The following is a 19,478-nucleotide window of genomic DNA, read 5'->3' as shown; positions in this document are numbered from 1 at the left end:
GCGCGAGCGAACGTTGACTCGCCCGGCGGAGTCGGGGAAAAGCACCGCGTGACGGCCATTTCCCCAGGCATCGACAGCCCAAAGTTTCGGTCCACGCGCGCTGCGTGGCTGATGGCGGCGGCCGTGATCACAAGCATGACGATCATCCGTCTCGTCTACGCCGCTGCGCTCGATCTGCGCACCGACGAGGCCTATTACTGGACCTGGTCGAAGGAGCTGCAGCTCTGCTTCCTCGATCATCCGCCCATGATCGCCTGGTTCATCCGGCTGGGCACTGCCCTGTTCGGCGATACCAATCTCGGCGTCCGCTTTGCCGGCATCCTCGCGATGGGCGCGACGCAGCTCCTGCTCGCCGACATCGTTCGCCGCGCCACTCACAATATGCGGGCGGTGATCATCGTGGTGCTGCTGCCAGAGGCCGCGCTCTATTATGGCCTGCTGATGGCCAAGGTGGCCCCGGACGTCGCGGTGATCCCGTTTGCGCTCGCGATGATCTGGGCGCTGGTGCGGCTCGCCGAGAGCGACGACGGTCGCTGGTGGCTCGCTGCCGGACTGTTCGGCGGGCTGGCGCTGCTGTCCAAATTCACCGTCGTCATGCTGCTGCCCGCCGTGGCGGCGTTCGTGCTCGTCCCGGCCTGGCGCAGCCGCTGGCTCCTCAGTCCCTATCCGTGGTGCGGAGCATTGATTGCGCTGGCCGTGTTCTCGCCGGTGCTGATCTGGAACGTTCAGCACGACTGGGCCTCGTTCCGCTTCCAGTTCGTTCGCGCCACCGCGCCGCATGAGTTGTCGTTGCGGACGCTCGGCGATTACATCGGATTGCAGTTCGGACAGGTCGGCTTCGTCCTGCTGCCGGTCACGCTGTCGGCGCTGAGTTTCACGGCCTGGCGCGGCTATCGCACGCGGGAGCCGGTCGCGATCCTGCTGTCGACGGCGGTGCTGGTGCCGTTCCTCTATTTCCTCTGGAAGTCGTTCACCTTGCGGATCGGCGACACCTGGCCGATGTTCATGTGGCCGATCGGGTTTGCGGCGGTCGCCATCAATATCGTCAAGCTGCCGCAGGACGGGGCGTCCGCCTGGTTCGTCCGATCCACCGTGCGCTGGGCGCGCATCGCCGTCGTCAGCGGCATCGCCATGGTGGTCCTGATCTTCCTCTATTACGTCGCCGCGCCCTGGAATTTTCTGGGACGGGCCGACCCGATCGGCGCCGAGGCGGGCTATCAGCAGGTGGCGGCGCGCGCCGAGCAGGAGCTGCAAAAGATCGGCGCGACCTGGATCGCGACCTCCGACTATCGCACCTACGCGATGATGCGGTGGTTCTTTCGCGGCCGCGTGCCGGTGATCCAGATCAACGAGCGCGCCCGCTTCATCGGCTTTCGTGATCCCGGCATGAACCTGATCGCGGGACATGCCGGCCTCTATGTCGTGCGCGAGCCGGACAATGCCGGCCCGCTGCTGGCGGGCACGACCGCACGCCGCGAGCCGCTCGGACGCGTCGAGCGGAGCTGGCGTGGCCGCGTCATGGACACCTACGCGTTCGGCAGGCTGACGGGCTGGACGCCCGAGCTGGCGCCGCCGCCGGATTCGCCATTGTACCAATGGCGCTGGCTCGCCGGTGAGTTCGACCCCGCGCCGCGGGCCTGAGCCTCATTCCTGCTCTTCCTGCTTGCGCAGGAGATCCTTGGCGAGATCCGCGAGCGCCGGCCGCGGCAGCGCGGCGAACGGCATCGGCCGCGTCACGTCGATGGCCGCGAGGCCGAGCCGCGCCGTGAGCAGTCCGTTGAGCACGCCTTCGCCGAGGCGCTGCGACAGCTTGGCTGCGATGCCATGGCCCAGCACCTGCTGGATCAGGCTGTCGCTCGCGGCCATGCCGCCGGTGATGGCGAGATGCGCGACGACATGGCGCAACAGGCTGATCATGCCGAGCGCGCCGGGACGGCCGCCATAGAGCCGCGCGAGCTGCCGGATCATCCGCAGGCTCGCGACAAAGACGAACAGCACGTCGATCAGCGCGCGCGGGCTGACCGCCGTGACCACGGATACACGTTGCGCCGCGACCGACACCAGCCGTCGCGCCTCGACGTCGAGCGGCGCCATCAGCTCGCGCTCGGCAAGCTTGATCATGTCGCCGCCATCGATGATGTCGTCGGCGTGGCCGGCGAGTGCCGCGCGCGGGCGCGCCAGCCGCGGATTGGCATGTGCGATCCGCAGCAGCTCGGCGACCACCGCGCGGCTCTCGGCGCGATCGTCGGACAGCAGCACGGCGGCCGCGCGCTGATGCAGCTTCTCGATGGTGGCGAGACGCACCAGCCCGTAGGTCTCACGGGCAATGACGGCCGCCAATGCGACCGCGGCTGCCGCCGCGAATCCCGCGCCGACATAGCCGAGGGCCTCGCTGCGCGCGAACAGATCCTCGATCAACCTGGTGACGCCGAGGCCGAGGCCGAGCAGGACGAGGCCCGTGACCGAGCCCCAGAAAAGTGCGCCCCAGCCGAAGCTGCGCCGCGCCGGCAGTACGGTCTCGACCGGCACCGGCAATTGCGCCGGATCGGCCTCCGGCGTGATCTGGATGGTTCCGCGGCCCGGCCGCGTGGCCTCTTCGGCATCGACCACGACGACGTCGGGATCATCAAGCCGGAAGGTCTGGGGACGACGAGGCTTGGCGCGATCGCTCATTGCAGCCGGTCTCCGATCAGGAACTGAAGGGCACGGTCCATGCGGATATGGGGCAAAGCGGGCTCGCCGCCAGCGTCCGAGGTCAGCAAAGGCGGGCGGAAGCGAAGGAAGCGGAAATCGGTGCCGTCGGCCGCGGTGCTCGACAGGCCGCGATAGGCGCCGCCCTTGAACAGCTCTTCGGCATCGGCCGGCAGCTCGCCCGGAAAGGTCGCCACCTCGGTGTCGCCGTCGAAGATCTCGCCATTGGCGCTTTCGCCGGCCGCCGGCGTGCCGAGCAGCGACGGCAGCTTGTCGCGGCCGCGGGCAACCAGCGCCTCGCGCGTCGCCCTGACGGCGGCCAGCGCCACCACATCGATCGCAGCGCCCGTGCTCTCGGCGCGGGCCACCGCGCGGTTGACGGCGCGCCGCAGCACGGCTTCGAGCCGGTCGTGGCTGGTGTGATGCAGATGGTCGGCCTTGGTCGCCGCGAACAGGATGCGGTCGATATGCGGCCGGAACAGTGCGGTCAGCAGATTGCCGCGTCCGACGCGGAAGCAATCGAGAATGCCGGTCAGCGCCGCCTCGAGATCGTGCAGCGCCTCCGGTCCGGCATTGAACGCCGCCAGCGCGTCGACCAGCACGATTTGGCGATCGAGCCGGGCGAAATGGTCGCGAAAGAACGGCCTGACAACGATGTCCTTGTAGGACTCGTAGCGCCGCGCCATCATCGCCCATTGCGAGCCGCTCGGTGCCTGGCCGTCGGCCGGCACGTCAAGCGGCGCGAAGGTCAGCGCCGGAGAGCCGGCGAGATTGCCCGGCATCAGGAAGCGTCCGGGCGGCAGCAGGCTCATAGCGAAGCGCTCGTCGCGGCAGGCGCGCAAGTAGTCGGTGAACAGCCGTGCGGCCTCGAGTGTCGCCGACTCGTCCTCGCGGCCTTCGGGGGCGAGCGTCGCCAGATGCGCGTGCCAGTCCCTGGCGACATGCGCGCGCGGCTCGCTGCGCGACAGCGCGAGGCTTTCCCGCGCCCATTGCTCATAGCTCTTGTTCAGCAGCGGCAGGTCGAGCAGCCATTCGCCGGGATAGTCGACGATGTCGAGCGTGAGCGTCCGCTCGGCGCCGTTGGCGCGCTGGAATTCGATCACCAGCCTGAGCTCGCTGATGTCGACGGTCGAGCTCGGCCAGCGTCGCTCGGTGACCAGCGCCCGCACGTGGCTCTCATAGGCAAAGCGCGGCACGCCGTCGTCGGGTTGCGGCGTCAGATAGGCGCGGGCGATGCGGCCCGAGGCCAAGGCCTCGAACACCGGCATGCGCCCGCCGCGAACGAGGTCGTGGATCAGCGCCGTGATGAACACGGTCTTACCGGCCCGCGACAGCCCGGTGACGCCAAGGCGGACGGTCGGGTTGAGGAAGCTCTCGCCATAATCGAGCAGGGCACGGGCCGAGAGCCGCGCTTCCTCGACGAGTTCGGAAAAGGTCACCATGGGAGGAGGGGAATTCGCCAGTTGAAAAGGGCGTGAGCGATTGTTGACAGGTGGCGATGCAAAACACCGGATTCAAGCTCACAATTCCGGCCCGTTTCCGGATAGAACCAGACTTTGAACGGAACGTTGACCACTGGAAACCATAATCCTTCCGGCACAATTGTCCCGGAAAACCGGCACCAGGCTCTGACATGACCGTATTTCAACTGAAGCAGTTCGCCTCGACCTCCGTCCATGCCGCCACCGGCGCGATGCGCTGGAACTACGACAAGGTCGAGATGATCGCGGACGGCGTCGTCCACGTCGTCGGCATCGCCGCCGGGCTGGTCGCCGCAACCGTGCTCGTCGTGCTGACCTCGATCTATGCCAGCGCCGTCGACATCGTGGTGGTGTCGATCTATGTCGCGGGACTGCTCTCGATGCTGACGCTGTCGGCAACCTATAATCTGTGGCCGGTGTCGCCGACCAAATGGGTGCTGCGCCGCTTCGACCACTCCGCCATCTACGTGCTCATCGCGGCCACCTATACGCCGTTCATCGCCGCCCTGAAGGACACGGTGTTCTCGGCCGCGCTGCTGCTAGGGGTCTGGGGCGTCGCCATCTTCGGCATCGTTCTGAAGCTGCGCTGGCCGGGCCGCTTCGACGCGCTGTCGATCGGGCTGTATCTCGCGCTCGGCTGGAGCGGCGTCATGATGTACGACCGGGTGATCTCGGTGATGCCGGCCTCGGTCCTGGCCTGCGTGCTCACCGGCGGCATCCTCTACAGCCTCGGCGTCATCTTCCACTCGTGGCGGCGCTTGCGCTTCCAGAACGCGATCTGGCATGGTTTCGTGTTGCTGGGCGCCGGCTTTCATTATACCGCGGTGCTCGACCTGGTCTTGACCTAGAAAATTCCACGAGGAGGGCTTTGCATGCAGGTGACCGGCAAGATTGTTGTGGTCACCGGCGGAGCCCGCGGCATCGGCAAGGCGCTGTGCGAGGCGTTCGCGGCTGCTGGGGCGGCCAAGGTGATCGTGGCCGATCTCGACGAAGCCGGCGCCAAGGCCGTCGCTGATGGCATCGGCGGCGCCGCCTTCAGATGCGACGTCTCCCAGGAAGCCGACATCCGGCACGTGATCGAGGAAACCGAGCGGCAGTTCGGGCCGATTGCGCTGTTCTGTTCCAATGCCGGCATCGGCGGCGGCTTCGACCCGTTGTCGGTCAATGTCGGCGGCACCTCCGACGAGCCGTGGGCGCGGAGCTGGGCCATTCACGTGATGGCGCATGTCTACGCGGCGCGGCATCTGATCCCGCGCTACAAGGCGCGCGGCGGCGGCTATTTCCTCAACACGATCTCGGCGGCCGGCCTGCTGTCGCAGGTCGGCAGCGCGCCTTACTCCACCACCAAGCATGCCGCGGTGGGATTTGCCGAGAATCTCGCGATCTCGCACAAGGCCGACAACATCAAGGTCTCGATCCTCTGTCCGCAGGGCGTCGACACGGACATGCTGCGATCGATCCCGAAGGGCCCGCAATCCGGCGACGGTGATCTGACACCCGAGCAGGTCGCGCAGGACGTGCTGAAAGGGCTTGCCGAGGAGAGCTTCCTGATTCTCCCGCATCCGCAGGTTCTCGGCTACATGCGCAAGAAGACCGAGAACTACGACCGCTGGCTCGGCGGCATGGCGAAGATCCAGGCGAAGATGCGGGACGAGTTCGGCAAGTAGGATTGCAGCCATTGTCGTCGGATGATTTGAGTTGTCGGACAATCTGACAGTGGACCCTTCGCGACACATCGGACATTGGTCGTTTCCGTCATTGCGAGCGAAGCGAAGCAATCCAGAGTCGCGAGCGCTGCCCTGGATTGCTTCGCTTCGCTCGCAATGACGGCGTGGCAGGTCCTGCGTCCATATCCGCACGGCTCATGACATGACCTCGCGTTCTCGCGACCTTGGGCGTCCGAGTTGTACGGTCATTTGGCTCCCTCCGAACAGACGAAGGGCGCGGGGAATGCCGGGTGAGGGCCTCACCCATGGCCCGCCTGCAGAAAAAAATGCAGGCGGCAGGTACCACAGGCAAAGCCGAACACTCCGGCATTCCCTGCGCGACGGTCTTTAACGCTTATACGCAGTCTCCCTGGTGCGCCGGGCTTGTTGGCCACCATGCCGCGACAATGCTTGCGCATTGCGCGGGTGATACCAGCGTCGGGGTATCAGGACCCTGCGACTTCACGTCCGCAAGTTGCCGTTCGTCCGCGCGCAAGCACGCTGCGACATCTCGCGGCCATCGCTCCCCGCCTCGCGTGTCGTGAAGATCGCGCGCAACGCCCCTTCGTGTGAGGCGGGATGCGCGGAAACATCGTCCTGATTTGCCCGACGGTGCAAGGCCACGTGCTGCGGCATTTCAACACGACGGGCAGTTTCGTCATGACGCGCATGCGCAATCTGCCCGTCGGGCGCGCTCATGGCTCCGACGGCTGCATGTCCTGCTCTGCCGCGCGCCAAGCTTCGAGCCCGCGGGCGTACAGCAACAGGCCCTCGCGCACCGTGCGCTGCTCGGCCTTCGACAGCGACGACAGGGCGCCGCGAACCTGCTGGCGGCCGAAGGCGTGCAGCGCCGCCAGCGTTTTCCGTCCCTTGGTTGTGAGGCAGAGCGGCTTGATACGGGCGTCGCCGGCATCGATCGTCTCCTGCAACTCGCCGCTGTCGATCAGCTTGCGGACCATGCGGCTGATGCTGGATTTCTCCAGATGCAGGATCGTGCCGAGCTGCATCGCCGTCAGCGGGCCGCGCAGGCCGATCTCCAGGATGGTGTGAACCGCCGACGGCGGAAGGTCGGTGGCGGCCAGCGTCGCTTCCATGAAGCCGAGCTCGCGCACCATCAGGCGCGCGGCGGCGCGGATGTCGTCGACGAGCGTGAGATCCGGGTCGGGCATCTTGACTCCTGCCATATAGTTGTATCATACAACAAATAGACGATGCAACGTGGCATCGACGACGCCGTACAGCGGAGGGTCGGAGATGAGTGATACGCAGCTCACGGCCGGGGCACGCGCGCCCGCGGCGTCGCGGATGCAGGGGCAGGTCTGCCTCGTCACCGGGGGCGGCTCCGGCATCGGCCGGGCCGCCGCCTTGAAGCTCGCCGCCGGCGGCGCAGAGGCAGTCGTCGTCGCCGGACGGCGCGAGGCCGAGCTGGCCGATACGGCGGCACGATGCCGGGCGCTCGGGGCCGAGGCGCTCGCGGTGAAGGCCGACGTCACGCGCGAGGACGACGTCGCGAACCTCGTGCAGGTCGTGCTGGATCGCTATGGCCGGCTGGATGCGGCGTTCAACAATGCCGGACTCCAGGAGCGCCGGGCGCCGATCGAGCAGCAGGGCGACGGCGTCTATGCGGACGTGTTCGACGCCAATGTGCGCTCGGTGTTCCTGTGCCTGCGCGCGCAGTTGCCGGTCATGTATGCGCAGGGCCGCGGCCGCATCGTGATCAACGCCTCCGTGAGCGGCGTGCGCAATCCGAATGCGGGGCTTGCGCTCTATTCGGCGTCGAAGGCCGCCGTGATTTCGCTGACGCGATCGGCCGCGATGGAGGCGGCGCCGCGCGGCGTCCGGATCAACGCGATCGCGCCCGGACGCGTCGTCACCGACATGATGCTGCGCGCCGGTGTCGGCGACATCGCGACCGTCGCCGCCGGCCTGCCGCTGCGGCGGATGGGGCAGCCCGAGGACATCGCCGAGGCGGTGCTGTGGCTATTGTCGGACGCGTCGTCCTATGTCGTCGGCCACGTCCTGGCGGCCGATGGCGGCTTCCTCGCGTCCTGAATCCGAGAGGCGTCGGCCGTCGCCGACGACGCAGCGCCCGCGATCGCCGCAGCCGTCTCGGACCCTTGATTGTCGTCGAAAGAGGATCATGCCGAGGTCCGAATTTCGCCGGCTTCCGCGCAGCGATCGTCTTCGTTTCAACTAATTAGTTTGGTCTGCGAACGCCAAGACACCGCTGCGCGGCTTCGCGGCGACTCATTGCGAACAGCTCTCAATCTCGCCTGAAATCATCCCGGCTCGGCAAAACTTCCGCCGACGTTTTCCGGCTATCTGCCAGGCAAGGGGAGCTCGTCGCGTGCATGCGCTGCGTATTCATTGCGACGGCGCCCTGACCTGACGTCGTCACGTGATATTGGCATACCCCGGCATTGCTTTGCAGGCTCATTCACCACCCAAGACCGGCGCGTTCGCGGTGCGGACCAAGCGGCTCATGGTGACGCGATCCCACCGCGGGGTCACGCTCGCGCTCGTCGAGGTGCTGCTGTTGACCGTGATGGTGGTGGACGGCGCGTCCGCGCAGCAGACCATCAAGGCCAAGCCGACGGACGTCGTTCCGGGACGCGCCGACCGGCTGTTCTTCCGTCACGTGACGGCGCGCAGCATCTACTACAACGTTCCGCGGATCACCAACGACAGCCGGACGCTGATGATGCGCCAGGACCCGCGTGGCGTCAGCGCATTGCTGCGTCCGGTGCGCGATGCCGGTGCGCCGTCGCTGGCCGCGCCGGGCAAGCGCGACGCGGCGGTCGGCAGCTTCGGATTCGCCGCGTTTCATCCCGCCCGTGGCGCGCGCGTCGCCACGGCCGAGCCGGCGGGAGACGCTCAACGCGCCGCGCCGCAACCCGCCGCACGGCAGATCGCAGCAAAGCCAGCCGCCGAGGCACAGCCGGCCAAGCCGGACGAGACCGTGGCAGCAGCCCAGCCCGCGGCCGTGCTGCGCAACCGCGACGTTCTTCCCGATCGCAATCTGAACACGGTGAAACCGCAACCGGTGACCGCCGATGCGAAGCCCTACGATCCGACGGGTGTGACGGTCGGGTCGTTCCTGGTGAAGCCCGCCGTCGAGATCCAGGCCGGCTACGACACCAATCCGACCCGGCGCAACGGCGGGCAGGGCTCACCGGTCGCCATCGTGGCGACGGAAGTCGCGGTCCGCTCGCAATGGGAGCGGCATCAGCTCAACGCCGATTTCCGCGGCGCCTACACCGAGGACACCAACGTCCGCTCGCTCAGCCATCCGACCTTCGAGGCGCGGGCGCAAGGACGCTACGACGTCACCGAGGGCACCGCGATCACCGGCGAGGCGCGTTTCGTCAACGATGCATTGGCGCTGCCGGGTGCGCTCAAGCTGCCCCGCGCCACGACGTTCGGCGGCAGCGCCGGCGTGCTGCAGAAGATCGGTCCCGCCGAGATCGCATTCAAGGGATCGGCCGACCGCGTCGTGTTCAACGACGCGCTGATCGTCGCCAACGTGCCGCTGCGGACGCAGGACCGCAACTACACCCAGCCGGGCGCGCAGGTCCGCGTCACCTATGCGCTGACGCCGAACATCTCGCCGTTTGTCGACATGAGTTTCGATCGGCGCAACCACGATCTGCAGGTCGACTTCAACGGCCAGCGCCGCGATTCCAGCGGCATCACCGCGCGCGGCGGCGCCGTCGTCAACGTGGGAACGCTGACCGGCGAAGCCTCGGTCGGCTATCTCACGCGCCGCATGGACTCGCCGCTGATGCCGAACATCAACGGCGTGATCGCGGATGCGACGCTCGCCTGGGCCGCGACCGACGCCACCACCTTCGTGCTGGTGGCGCGCTCGCAGGCCTCCGAGACGCCGGCGATGAACGTCTCGGGCATCCTGTCGCGCGACGTGATCCTGCAGATGGATCATCAGTTCGAGCCGTGGCTGATCGGAACGCTGCGCGGCGGCTACGGCCAGGATCAGTTCGTCGGCATCGGCCGCGTCGACCAGCGCATGTTCGTTGCCGCGGGCGGCACCTACAAGATGAACCGCAATGTTCAGCTCAAGAGCGAGGTCCGCACCGAATGGACCCGCTCCAATATCGCGCTGAACAACTTCATGGCGGTGGTCGGCGTCGTCGGCGTGCGATTCCAATATTGAGCTGGCAACAGGGCGGGTGGACGACAGTCGCCGCGTGCACCTCGGCCCGTCGTTCCGCGCGAGCCGCGCGACAGCGAGGGCACGAACGCGAACCCGCGCATCCGACGCGGCGACGTCTGTCCGACCGGATTTGCGGACGATGCGCCCGGTCTGCATCGCCGTCGAGGGCGGGCTGGCCCGTCTCGCGCAAAAAAGAAAGGCCCCGCAGGGGACGGGGCCTCGAGGCAATGCATGCCTGACGGGTGGGGTGACCGGGGAGTCTCACGCGGCGGGATGAGGTCAGGTCGCCGACGCGTGCGCCATCCCCGGTCGGTTCGGCATGCGGCTGGTGATGGTCTTGTTATCGTTATCGGTGTCCGCGCCGCCCGGCGTAACCCGAGCGGCGGCGCGCAGCGGCCTTACTGTTCGAGCGCGGCCAGCGCGGCGTTGCCGATCTGCTGCGCCTCGGCCCAGGCGGCCTGGGTGGCCTGCTGGGCGGCGGTGTAGCCGGCCTGGATCTGCTGCTGAGCCGCAGCCCGCAGCGCCTGCTCCTGCTGCTCGCCGGTCTCGCGGGCCTGGGTCAGAGCCTGGTTGTCGGCGTTCAGCGTCGCATTTGCCTGGTTGAAGGCGTTGGCGGTGGTCTGCGCCTTGGCCTGAGCCGCCGCCAGTGCGGCCTGATTGGCCGCATTGTTGGCGCGCTCGAGGACCTCGGCGGCCTCCTGTGCGTCCTGCTTCGCCTGCTGCGCGGCCTGACGCGCCTGCTCCAGGGCTTGCCGGTCGGCATTCACCTTCTGCTCGGCCGCTTCCACCGTCGCATCGATCGTGCCGATCTTCTGGTTCAGCGCGGCCTCGACGGTCTTCTGGTTCTGGGTCGCAGCCGCCTGCGCGGCCTGGGTCTTCTGCTGGGCGACCGCACGGGCCTGCTCTCCGGTCTTCAACGCCGCCTGCAGCGCGGCCTGTTCGGCCGCTTCCTTGGCCTCCTGGTTCTGCTGATTGTTGTTATTGTTGTTGTTGCCGCCGTTGCCGGCCGCCGCGCCGCCATTGTTGGCATTGCCGCCATTGTTGGCGTTGCCGGCCGCCTGGCCGGCCTGCTGGGCCGCCTTTCCGGCGGCCTCGGCCGTCTCGCGCGCGGTGTCCTTGGCGGCGTTGGCGGCTTCCTTGGCCTCGTTGGAGACGTCGATGTCCTTGTCGAGCTTCTGGAACGCGGCCTGCAGCGCGGCCGAGGCCGCGCTCAGCTTCGCGGCGTTCGCGGTCGCCGCGGCCTGGTTGGCGGCTGTCGGGTTCTTTTCAGCCTGTTCCTGCGCCTCGATCGCGGCGCCCTTCGCGTTCTGCTCGGCCTGACGGGCGACGTCGATCGCCTTGCGGTCGGCAGCGACCTGCGCCTCGGCGGCGGCCGCGGTCTGCGCCGCGGCTGCTGCGGCGGCATTGGCCTTGGCGACGGCATCGCTGCTGCTCGACGCTGCAGCGGCCGCCTTGGCCGGCGTCGCTGCGGCTGCCGGCGCCGCGGTGGCCTTGGCGAGCGCGACAGTGGTCGTGGCCGCCGCGGCCGGCTTGGCGGCGGTGGTGGTCGTGCTCGTGGTGGTCGCGGCGGCGGTCTTGGCCGTGCCGGTCGTCGTCGTTGCCGCGGTGGCGGCAGCAGCGGGCTTGGCAGCGGTGCTGGCGGCGGCGACAGGCTTGGCGGCCGTGCTGGTCGTCGCAGCCGAAGTGGTGGTGGCAGCAACCGGCTTGGCGGTGGTGCTGGTCGTCATGGCCGCGGCCGTCGTCGTTGCAGCCGCAGTCTTGGCGGCACTGCTCGCCGCGGTCGCCGCAGCGGCGGTCGCAGCCGTGGAGGCAGCCGTGGAGGCAGCCTTGGCGGCGGCGCTGGCCGCGGCCTTCGCAGCGGCGTTGGCTGCAGCCTTCGCAGCCGCGTCGGCCGCCGCCTTCGCAGCAGCCTGCTGCGCGGCCTTGGCGGCGGCAGCAGCCGCGGCCTTGGCAGCGGCATCCTGGGCAGCCTTGGCGGCTGCCTGGGCCGCGGCCTTTGCCGCCGCATCCTGCGCCGCCTTCGCGGCGGCGTTGGTGGTGGCCGATGTGGCAAGGGCGGTGGTCATCGCCTGCGCATGGGCCTGATGCGGCAGAGCCGTCACCGCCAGAGCGGACATCAGGGCCAGCACGCTGACATGGCGATAGAGATCGGTCCTCGACGCCGCGGTTTGAAGATTCTTCTTATCCGCCATCAGCTCAACTCCCTTGGTACGCTGGATTGGATGATGGAACCTTTTGAAAATGATTTTGGCTTGCAGAATGGTCGGACCTTGCAAGCAGCAAGGCGTCTGCCTGCAAGCTGACGGCAGGATTTCGCGATGTTTGCGGCAAGCCGGCCGCGGCGAGATGGCGCGGGGGAGCAGAAAGCTTTCGAAACAATCGGTTGCGCTCGACACCGCCGGTTGCACGGTTGCGGCGGGCCGATGAGCATTTCGCGGCGAGCCATGCTGCCGCCATTGAAGATGCGACGCATTGTCGCATACGGCGTGGTTGACAGAACGTCCGCTGTACGAACGCGGGCTCAGCCCTTCTGGGCGTAGAGCAGCGGCACCGCGGCGTCGACCATCACCTCGATGAGGCTCGTGCCGGCATGGGAGAGGCCTCGCGCCAGCGCACCTTCGAGCTCGGCGGCATGGCTCACGCGCACCGCGTCGCAGCCCATGCCCTCGGCGAGCTTGACGAAGTCGAGGCCGGGCAGCTCGAGCCCGGGCACGTTGCGCACCTGCATGACCTGGCTGAACGAGCGCATCGCGCCATAGCCGGAATTGTTGATGACCACGACCGTCAGCGGCAGCCGGCGCTGCGCTGATGTCCACAGCGCCTGCAGCGAATACATCGCCGAGCCGTCGCCGATCAGGCACACCGTGCGGCCGGTGCGACGGCCCAGCGCCATGCCGACCGCCGCCGGCAGGCTGTAGCCGAGCCCGCCGCTCGCCATCGTGTAGAACGAATCCGCGCCCGGCATCGGCATGTACTTGTGCATCACCGGCCGGTGCGAGGGAATCTCCTCGACCACGGCGCTGCCCGCCGGAAGCGCCTGCGCCAGCGTATGTAGGAGATAGTCGACCGGGATCGGATCGGCTGGCTTCGGCGCCGCCGGCAGTACGCGGCCCTTCGGCGCCGCGCGCCCGGTCTCCGGCAGCAGCTCCAGCAGCAGCGACAATGCCGGACGCATCGTCGCGATGATGCTGGTGCCGATCGGCGGCACGGCCGCGCCCTCGGCATCGTCGGTGATCTGATACAGCGTGGCGGCGCCGTCGAAAATCGCGGCATGGCCTTCGACATGGAAGGTGAAGACCGGCGCGCCGATCACGACGACGAGGTCGTGCGGCTTCAGGGCATCGGACAATTGTCCGGGCGAGGCATGCAGGAAGCCCTGGAATTGCGGATGGCGCTCGGGGAACGCGCAGCGCGCCGAGAACGGGCTGACCCAGACTGCGGCCCTGGCCTTCTCGGCGACCGCGACCACCAGATCGACGCAGCCGGCGCGATCGATGCCGGGGCCGACCACGAGCGCCGGGTTCTTCGCCGCGGCGAGCGCGCCCACCAGTTCGTCCATCGCGGCGCGATCGGGGCCGAGCTCGCGGCTGACCTTGCGCGCCGCGATCGGCTGCGCCGGATGCATCCAGTCGTCGATCGGGATCGAGACGAAGGTCGGCCCGCAGGGCGGCTGCATCGCGGTGTAATAGGCGCGGGCGATCGCGCCCGGCACGTCCTCGGGCCGCGCCGGCTCGACGCTGTACTTGACGTAGGGCCGCGGGAATTCGGACGGGCGCTCGGCATAGAGGAACGCCTGCAGCGGCAGGATCGAGCGCGCCTGCTGGCCGGCGGTGATGACGAGCGGCGTCTGGTTGCGGTGCGCGGTGTAGATGTTGCCGAGCGCGTTGCCGACGCCGGCCGCCGAATGCAGATTGACGAAGCCGGCATTGCGCGTCGCCTGCGCGTAGCCATCGGCCATGCCGACGACCGAGGCCTCCTGCAGGCCGAGCACGTAGTCGATGTCCTCGGGCCAGTCGCTGAGGAACGGCAGCTCGGTCGAGCCGGGATTGCCGAACACCTTTTTGATGCCGAAGGCGCGGAGCAGCGCGAAGGTGGCCTGCTTGACGGTCACGGGCTTGGTTGTTGTTTTGGTTGTTCTTGCCAAAGGCGTTTCCTCGAATTGCCGTCATTGCGAGGAGCGAAGCGACGAAGCAATCCAGAGTCCCGGGTGCGGCCCTGGATTGTTTCGCTTCGCTCGCAATGACGATAGCCTATCTCACCACGTCGCGGTGCCCTTCATGGTCGGCTGCCCCTCGGCGTTGGCCGTCCACAGCTCGAGGCCGCCATCTTTGTCGTTGGCGTTGACCGAGAACTCGCTGCCTTCGAACAACGGCTGCACGCCGCGGTAGGTGAACCTGGCCGGCGGCTTGCCCTTGAGCCTGGCGGCGAACTCGACCAGCAGCGCGGCCTGCAGCGGGCCGTGAAAGATCAGCCCCGGATAACCCTCGACCCTGGTGACGTAGTCGCGGTCGTAGTGGATGCGGTGGCCGTTGAAGGTCAGCGCGGAATAGCGAAACAGCAGCACCGCATCGGACACGCGCGTCTCGCTGTGCTGCGCGACCGGCGGAGGCGGCGGCGCTTTTGCCGGCGCAGCCGGCGCGCCGCCCATGTCGCGATAGACGATGTCCTGGCGCTCGCGGATCGCGACCCCGCGCGACGTCGATACGACATGTTCCACCGACACGAAGCAGAGCTGGCCGGTCGAGCCGCTCTTCAGGGTGACGTCGGTGATCGTCGAAACACGCGTCGCGACATCGCCGACGCGCAGGGGATCGACGAACTGCACCTCGCCGCCGGCCCACATCCGCCGTGGCAGCGGCACCGGCGGCAGGAAGCCGCCGCGCGTCGGATGGCCGTCGGGGCCGAGCTGATCGTGCGGAAACACCGGTTGGCCCAAACACCAGTGCACTGTGTAGGGCGCGATGTCGCCGGTCGTCGGTTCGCCGATGTCCAGAAAAAGCGTCGCGCGCAGGCCCTTGGTGAGCTGCGGGGTGACGAGGTCGGTCGCCTCGGCGCTGCGGCCGATCCATTGCCGGAGGTGATCGAGATCGACCGTGTCCGTCATGATCATCCCTTTCGCTGATGGGGCGAGGCGGCCTCGCCGACCGCGGGCACGGCGCCGTAACGCCTGTCGTCGCCGACCACGATCGCCGCCGGTGCGGGATAGCTGACGACGCCGTTTGGCGTGTCGACCTCGATCCGCCGCAGATGCGGGTGGACCGCGAGATCCGACATGCTGTTGACCTCGGCAAAGGCGATGTCGGCGCTCGCGAGCTTGCCCAGCAGCTCATCGCGCGACAGCGCCGCGAAGCGCTCGGCGACGATGCCGTCGGTGACGCTGCGATTGCGCACGCGCGCGACCATGTTGGCGAAACGCGGATCGTCGGGCAGGGCCGGCTGGTCCAGCACCTTGGCGCACAGCGTCTTCCACTCGCGCTCGCTCTGGATCGAGATCAGGATGTCCTTGCCGTCCTTCGAGGTGAACACGCCATAGGGTGCGATCGAGGGATGGGCGAGGCCGATGCGCTTCGGCGCATTGCCGGCTTCCGCGTTGAGCAGCGGCACCGTGAGCCAGTCGGCCATCACGTCGAACATCGAGATCCTGATATCGGCGCCGTCGCCGGTGCGGCCGCGCCGGATCAGCGCCTCCAGGATCGCGGCATGCGCCGTCGCGCCGGTGGCGACGTCGACGATCGACATGCCGACGCGCGACGGACCATCCGGCCCGCCGGTGATCGAGGCGAGCCCGCTCTCGGCCTGGATCAGCAGGTCATAAGCCTTGCGGTCGGCGTAGGGACCGGTGTCGCCATAGCCGGTGATGGTGCAGCAGATGAGCTTCGGATAGTCCTTGCGCAGCCGCTCGCGCGCGAAGCCCATTCTGTCCATCGAGCCGGGCTTGAGGTTCTGCAGCAGCACGTCGGCGCCGGCGATCAGCTTCTCGAGCTCGGCGCGGCCTTCCGGCTTGGCGAGATCGACGACGCGCGAATCCTTGCCGCGGTTGAGCCAGACGAAGTAGCTGCTCTGCCCCTTGGCGGCGGCGTCATAGCCACGGGCGAAATCGCCCTCGGGCCGCTCGATCTTGATGACATGAGCGCCGGCATCGGCCAGCCGCGACGAGCAGAACGGCGCGGCCACCGCCTGCTCGACGGCGACGACAGTGATTCCCTCAAGCGGCAGCATGGCGTGAACTCACGAAATGGGGCCTCATGGTTCGAGACGCGCCGCAAGGGCGGCGCTCCTCACCATGAGGGGCTAAAGATTTCGTCGCATACAAGATCCTCATCCTGAGGAGCCCGCCGCAGGCGGGCGTCTCGAAGGATGGCCGCGGGCGATTGTTCCGACCGTGCATATCAGTACGAACGCGGCATGCCGAGCACGTGCTCGGCGACGTAGGAGAGGATGAGGTTGGTCGAGATCGGCGCCACCTGATACAGCCGCGTTTCGCGGAACTTGCGTTCGACGTCGTATTCCTCGGCGAAGCCGAAGCCGCCATGGGTCTGGATGCAGGCATTGGCCGCCTCGAACGAGGCGTCGGCCGCGAGCATCTTGGCCATGTTGGCTTCGGCGCCGCAATCCTGCCCGGCCTCGTATTTGCGGGTGGCTTCCTTGACCATCAGCTCGGCGGCCCGCATCGACGCATAGGCCTTGGCGATCGGGAACTGGATGCCTTGATTCTGGCCGATCGGGCGGCCGAACACGACGCGCTCCTTGGCGTAGGCGGTGGCTTTGGCGATGAACCATTTGGCGTCGCCGACGCATTCGGCCGCGATCAGGATGCGCTCGGCATTCATGCCGGAGAGGATGTAGCGGAAGCCCTTGCCTTCCTCGCCGATCAGGTTCTCCGCCGGCACGCGCATGTCGGTGAAGAAGACTTCCGTGGTGGCGTGGTTCATCATCGTCCGGATCGGGCGGATGGTGAGCCCGGCCTTCTTGGCCTCGCGCATGTCGACGATGAAGACGGAGAGACCCTCTGTGCGCTTCTGCACCTGGTCCTTTGGCGTGGTGCGCGCGAGCAGGATCATCAGGTCGGAATATTCGGCGCGGCTGGTCCAGATCTTCTGGCCGTTGACGATGTAGCTGTCGCCGTCGCGCTTCGCGACCGTCTTCAGCGAGGTCGTGTCGGTGCCCGAGGTCGGCTCGGTGACGCCGAACGCCTGCAGCCGCAATTCGCCGCTGGCGACCTTGGGCAGCCATTTGGACTTCTGCTCGGCCGAGCCGTGCCGCAGCACCGTGCCCATCGTGTACATCTGGGCATGACAGCCGCCGCCATTGCAGCCGGCGCGCTGGATCTCCTCGAGGATCGCCGCCGCCGCCGACAGCTTCAATCCGGCGCCGCCATACTCCTCGGGGATCAGCACGGAGAGATAGCCGGCCTGCGTCAGCGCATCGACGAAGGCGGAAGGATAGGCCATCTCGCGATCGAGCTTGCGCCAGTATTCGCCGGGGAACTGCGCGCACAGCTTGGCCACTGCGTCGCGGATGTCGGCGTAATCGTCGTGCTGATGCTGGTCTGTCATGTGTTGCTCCGCGGGCCGCCGTGACGCGGCCTGGGCTCTCTCCCTGGACTTGTTCCTGATAGCCTATGACCAAGCGGGTCACGCTTGGCAAGCTTGGAATGCCAGCGTTGCAGCCGAGCAGCCTTGCCGGAGCGACAGAGCAGGCGGCCTGCGGCTGCGTTCTAGCTGACGGGAAATCCGAGATGACCGCGGAAACGGTTCTTGAGGAAGACACCGTCGCGTGCGGGCAGCGCGCGGTCGACGTGATCGGTCGAGATCGCGACGCGGGCGAAATGCGGCCCGGACAGATCTTGCAGCTTCGGCCGAAAGGCATCGAGCGCCGCGCTGTCCTCGATGGTGCTGACCGAGGGAAAGCCGGCTCCGGTCGCGATCAGTTCGAGATTTGCGCCGAGCCCGGAATGGCTCATCTGCATCCCGGTCTCGCCGAAATGGGCGTTGTCGAGCACGACGATCGCAAGATTGCGCGGCCTCTTCGCAGCCGATGTCGCGAGGCTGCCGAGCCCCATCAACTGCTCGCCGTCACCGGTGATGACCGCGACGGGTCGTGACGGCTGCGCCAGCGCCAATCCGAGGCCGATCATGGCTGCGCCGCCCATCGCGCCCCACAGGTAAAAATTCGCATCATGGTCGCCGGCGGCAAACACATCGTAGGACGATGAGCCGAGGCCGCTGACGACCAGGAGGTCGCCGCGGTCCTGCAAAAGCGCCTTCACGGCGGCGCGGCGGTCGAGTGCGGCACGCATCACTTGGCCTCCGTCCACTTCTTGGCGCCGATCATGCGCTGGGAGATCAGCACCGCGATCGGCTGTTCGCTGTCATAGGCAAGCTTGGCGGCGGCGGCCGCCATCTCGCCGGCGTCCTCGGGATGCTCGAGCCGGAACACGGTGACGCCCATGATCTCGAAGGCGGCCTGCGTGGCCTTTCCCATCGGCACCTGCCACGGATTGAACTCGGCCCATTCGCCGCGCATCGTCACGAAAGTGAGGAACGGGAAGCGGCAGCTCTGAAGCAGCGAGAGCATGTTGACGCAATTGCCGACGCCGCTCGATTGCATCAGCAGCACCGCGCGCTGGCCGCCGAGCCAGGCGCCGGCGGACAGCGCGACGCCTTCCTCTTCGGTGGTCAGGACCGTGGTGGCGATTGCGGGATCGTCATGCGCAAGGCCGATCAGACGGGAATGGCCGGCGTCCGGGACGTAGCAGAGTTGCCGGACGTCGGCGGCCTTCAGCGCCTCGTAGATGGCAAGCGGCCAGTCGGGGCCTGTTGTCGGCGGGTCGGATACTGCCATGACGACTTTCGGTAAATGAGCACCCGCAAAGGGTGCGAGGAATGATCTGGTCAAAGCACGCGTTGCGCCTCATCACATGAGGTCATCATGTCTCCCCGTGATTTTATGGGCAACCCCACGCTTATGCTTGCGATCGTGCTGGCTATTGTTCCCGTGTTTGATCTCACATGACATCTCAAGGGAATGATTTGATGAAACTGCTTGGTTTTTTCCTGGTATCGACCGCGCTCTTCGCTTCCAGCGTTGCAAACGCCAGAGAGCGCAACGACAGTCCTCATTCTCAGCCTGCGTGGCAAAGAACGGTTTCTCCCTCGACATGTGGCGTGCCCATCGTGCCGGGACCGACGCGCAGGTTCTGAAATACATCATGTGTCGCGATCGGGTATCGAAGGCCCAAGCGCTCGAGATTGGGCGGGCTGACGGCAATTTCAGTCGCGGCTTCTAACTCGAATCGCGCCGCCGGGTTGCGACGACGGGCGATCGAACAGGTGGGGGGCCTCAGGCGTGGCCCCATTGGCGCTAACTTACCATTTTGCTGCCGGAAATGGATGATTCCTCGGTCGAGTGACTGACGAATCGCTTTCG

Annotated in this window: 17 protein-coding genes; 5 read left to right on the top strand and 12 right to left on the bottom strand. The window is 67.3% G+C overall.

All coding sequences use genetic code 11. The annotated features are described in order from the left end of the window. The first annotated feature begins 135 nt into the window (after nucleotides 1–135). A complete protein-coding gene (locus tag ACQR2C_RS31730) occupies nucleotides 136–1,641 on the top strand; it encodes a glycosyltransferase family 39 protein (RefSeq protein ID WP_434882897.1) in 1,506 nt (501 codons plus the stop codon). Between the two features lie 3 nt (nucleotides 1,642–1,644). Here ACQR2C_RS31730 and ACQR2C_RS31725 read toward each other — a convergent pair whose 3' ends face one another. Then, nucleotides 1,645–2,673, bottom strand: a complete 1,029-nt coding sequence (locus ACQR2C_RS31725; protein ID WP_434882896.1) for a YcjF family protein — start codon at nucleotides 2,671–2,673, stop codon at nucleotides 1,645–1,647. Then, entirely contained in the window at nucleotides 2,670–4,133 is a 1,464-nt protein-coding gene (locus ACQR2C_RS31720) for a YcjX family protein (RefSeq protein WP_434882895.1), read from the bottom strand. The genes ACQR2C_RS31725 and ACQR2C_RS31720 overlap by 4 nt, the downstream gene beginning before the upstream one ends. A 191-nt stretch (nucleotides 4,134–4,324) precedes the next feature. Between ACQR2C_RS31720 and trhA the strand changes: the two genes are divergently transcribed. Both trhA and ACQR2C_RS31710 read left to right on the top strand, forming a co-directional pair. Beyond that, nucleotides 4,325–5,020 carry a PAQR family membrane homeostasis protein TrhA gene (trhA, locus tag ACQR2C_RS31715; protein WP_315759485.1) on the top strand — a complete coding sequence of 232 codons (696 nt, stop codon included), beginning with the start codon at nucleotides 4,325–4,327 and terminating at the stop codon, nucleotides 5,018–5,020. Between the two features lie 24 nt (nucleotides 5,021–5,044). Then, entirely contained in the window at nucleotides 5,045–5,839 is a 795-nt protein-coding gene (locus ACQR2C_RS31710) for an SDR family oxidoreductase (RefSeq protein WP_434873316.1), read from the top strand. 501 nt (nucleotides 5,840–6,340) lie between these two features. Here the strand turns inward: ACQR2C_RS31710 and ACQR2C_RS31705 are convergent. Both ACQR2C_RS31705 and ACQR2C_RS31700 read right to left on the bottom strand, forming a co-directional pair. Further along, entirely contained in the window at nucleotides 6,341–6,577 is a 237-nt protein-coding gene (locus ACQR2C_RS31705) for a hypothetical protein (protein WP_434882894.1), read from the bottom strand. After that, on the bottom strand, nucleotides 6,574–7,047 hold the full coding sequence (locus tag ACQR2C_RS31700) for a MarR family winged helix-turn-helix transcriptional regulator (RefSeq protein WP_434882893.1): 474 nt from the start codon (nucleotides 7,045–7,047) through the stop codon (nucleotides 6,574–6,576). The genes ACQR2C_RS31705 and ACQR2C_RS31700 overlap by 4 nt, the downstream gene beginning before the upstream one ends. Before the next feature lie 85 nt (nucleotides 7,048–7,132). Between ACQR2C_RS31700 and ACQR2C_RS31695 the strand changes: the two genes are divergently transcribed. Both ACQR2C_RS31695 and ACQR2C_RS31690 read left to right on the top strand, forming a co-directional pair. Then, nucleotides 7,133–7,930 (top strand): SDR family NAD(P)-dependent oxidoreductase, encoded by a 798-nt coding sequence (locus tag ACQR2C_RS31695; RefSeq protein ID WP_434882892.1) that lies wholly within the window; start codon nucleotides 7,133–7,135, stop codon nucleotides 7,928–7,930. 430 nt (nucleotides 7,931–8,360) lie between these two features. Further along, a complete protein-coding gene (locus ACQR2C_RS31690; RefSeq protein ID WP_434882891.1) occupies nucleotides 8,361–10,049 on the top strand; it encodes an outer membrane beta-barrel protein in 1,689 nt (562 codons plus the stop codon). A gap of 398 nt (nucleotides 10,050–10,447) precedes the next feature. Here the strand turns inward: ACQR2C_RS31690 and ACQR2C_RS31685 are convergent, their stop codons facing one another. The 8 genes from ACQR2C_RS31685 to ACQR2C_RS31650 form a co-directional block, all read right to left on the bottom strand. Beyond that, entirely contained in the window at nucleotides 10,448–12,241 is a 1,794-nt protein-coding gene (locus tag ACQR2C_RS31685; RefSeq protein ID WP_434882890.1) for a hypothetical protein, read from the bottom strand. A gap of 329 nt (nucleotides 12,242–12,570) precedes the next feature. Next, on the bottom strand, nucleotides 12,571–14,193 hold the full coding sequence (mdlC, locus tag ACQR2C_RS31680; RefSeq protein ID WP_434882889.1) for a benzoylformate decarboxylase: 1,623 nt from the start codon (nucleotides 14,191–14,193) through the stop codon (nucleotides 12,571–12,573). 111 nt (nucleotides 14,194–14,304) lie between these two features. After that, nucleotides 14,305–15,153, bottom strand: coding sequence for an FAS1-like dehydratase domain-containing protein (locus ACQR2C_RS31675; protein ID WP_434882888.1), 849 nt, complete (start codon nucleotides 15,151–15,153; stop codon nucleotides 14,305–14,307). A gap of 2 nt (nucleotides 15,154–15,155) precedes the next feature. Beyond that, a complete protein-coding gene (locus ACQR2C_RS31670; protein WP_434882887.1) occupies nucleotides 15,156–16,268 on the bottom strand; it encodes a CaiB/BaiF CoA transferase family protein in 1,113 nt (370 codons plus the stop codon). Nucleotides 16,269–16,438: 170 nt separating this feature from the next. Continuing rightward, a complete protein-coding gene (locus ACQR2C_RS31665; protein ID WP_316238091.1) occupies nucleotides 16,439–17,605 on the bottom strand; it encodes an acyl-CoA dehydrogenase family protein in 1,167 nt (388 codons plus the stop codon). A 161-nt stretch (nucleotides 17,606–17,766) separates the two neighbouring features. Further along, a complete protein-coding gene (locus ACQR2C_RS31660; RefSeq protein WP_316238090.1) occupies nucleotides 17,767–18,348 on the bottom strand; it encodes a thiamine pyrophosphate-dependent enzyme in 582 nt (193 codons plus the stop codon). Further along, nucleotides 18,348–18,893 (bottom strand): phosphonopyruvate decarboxylase, encoded by a 546-nt coding sequence (locus tag ACQR2C_RS31655; RefSeq protein ID WP_434846151.1) that lies wholly within the window; start codon nucleotides 18,891–18,893, stop codon nucleotides 18,348–18,350. The genes ACQR2C_RS31660 and ACQR2C_RS31655 overlap by 1 nt, the downstream gene beginning before the upstream one ends. Before the next feature lie 280 nt (nucleotides 18,894–19,173). Then, a partial coding sequence (locus ACQR2C_RS31650; protein ID WP_434882886.1) for a hypothetical protein occupies nucleotides 19,174–19,478 on the bottom strand: 305 nt, incomplete at its 5' end.

This window comes from Bradyrhizobium sp. HKCCYLRH3061, from assembly GCF_051168015.1.
Lineage (GTDB): Bacteria > Pseudomonadota > Alphaproteobacteria > Rhizobiales > Xanthobacteraceae > Bradyrhizobium.
The sequence above is the reverse complement of the archived record's forward strand: the minus strand, read 5'-3'. Positions and strand labels throughout refer to the sequence as shown.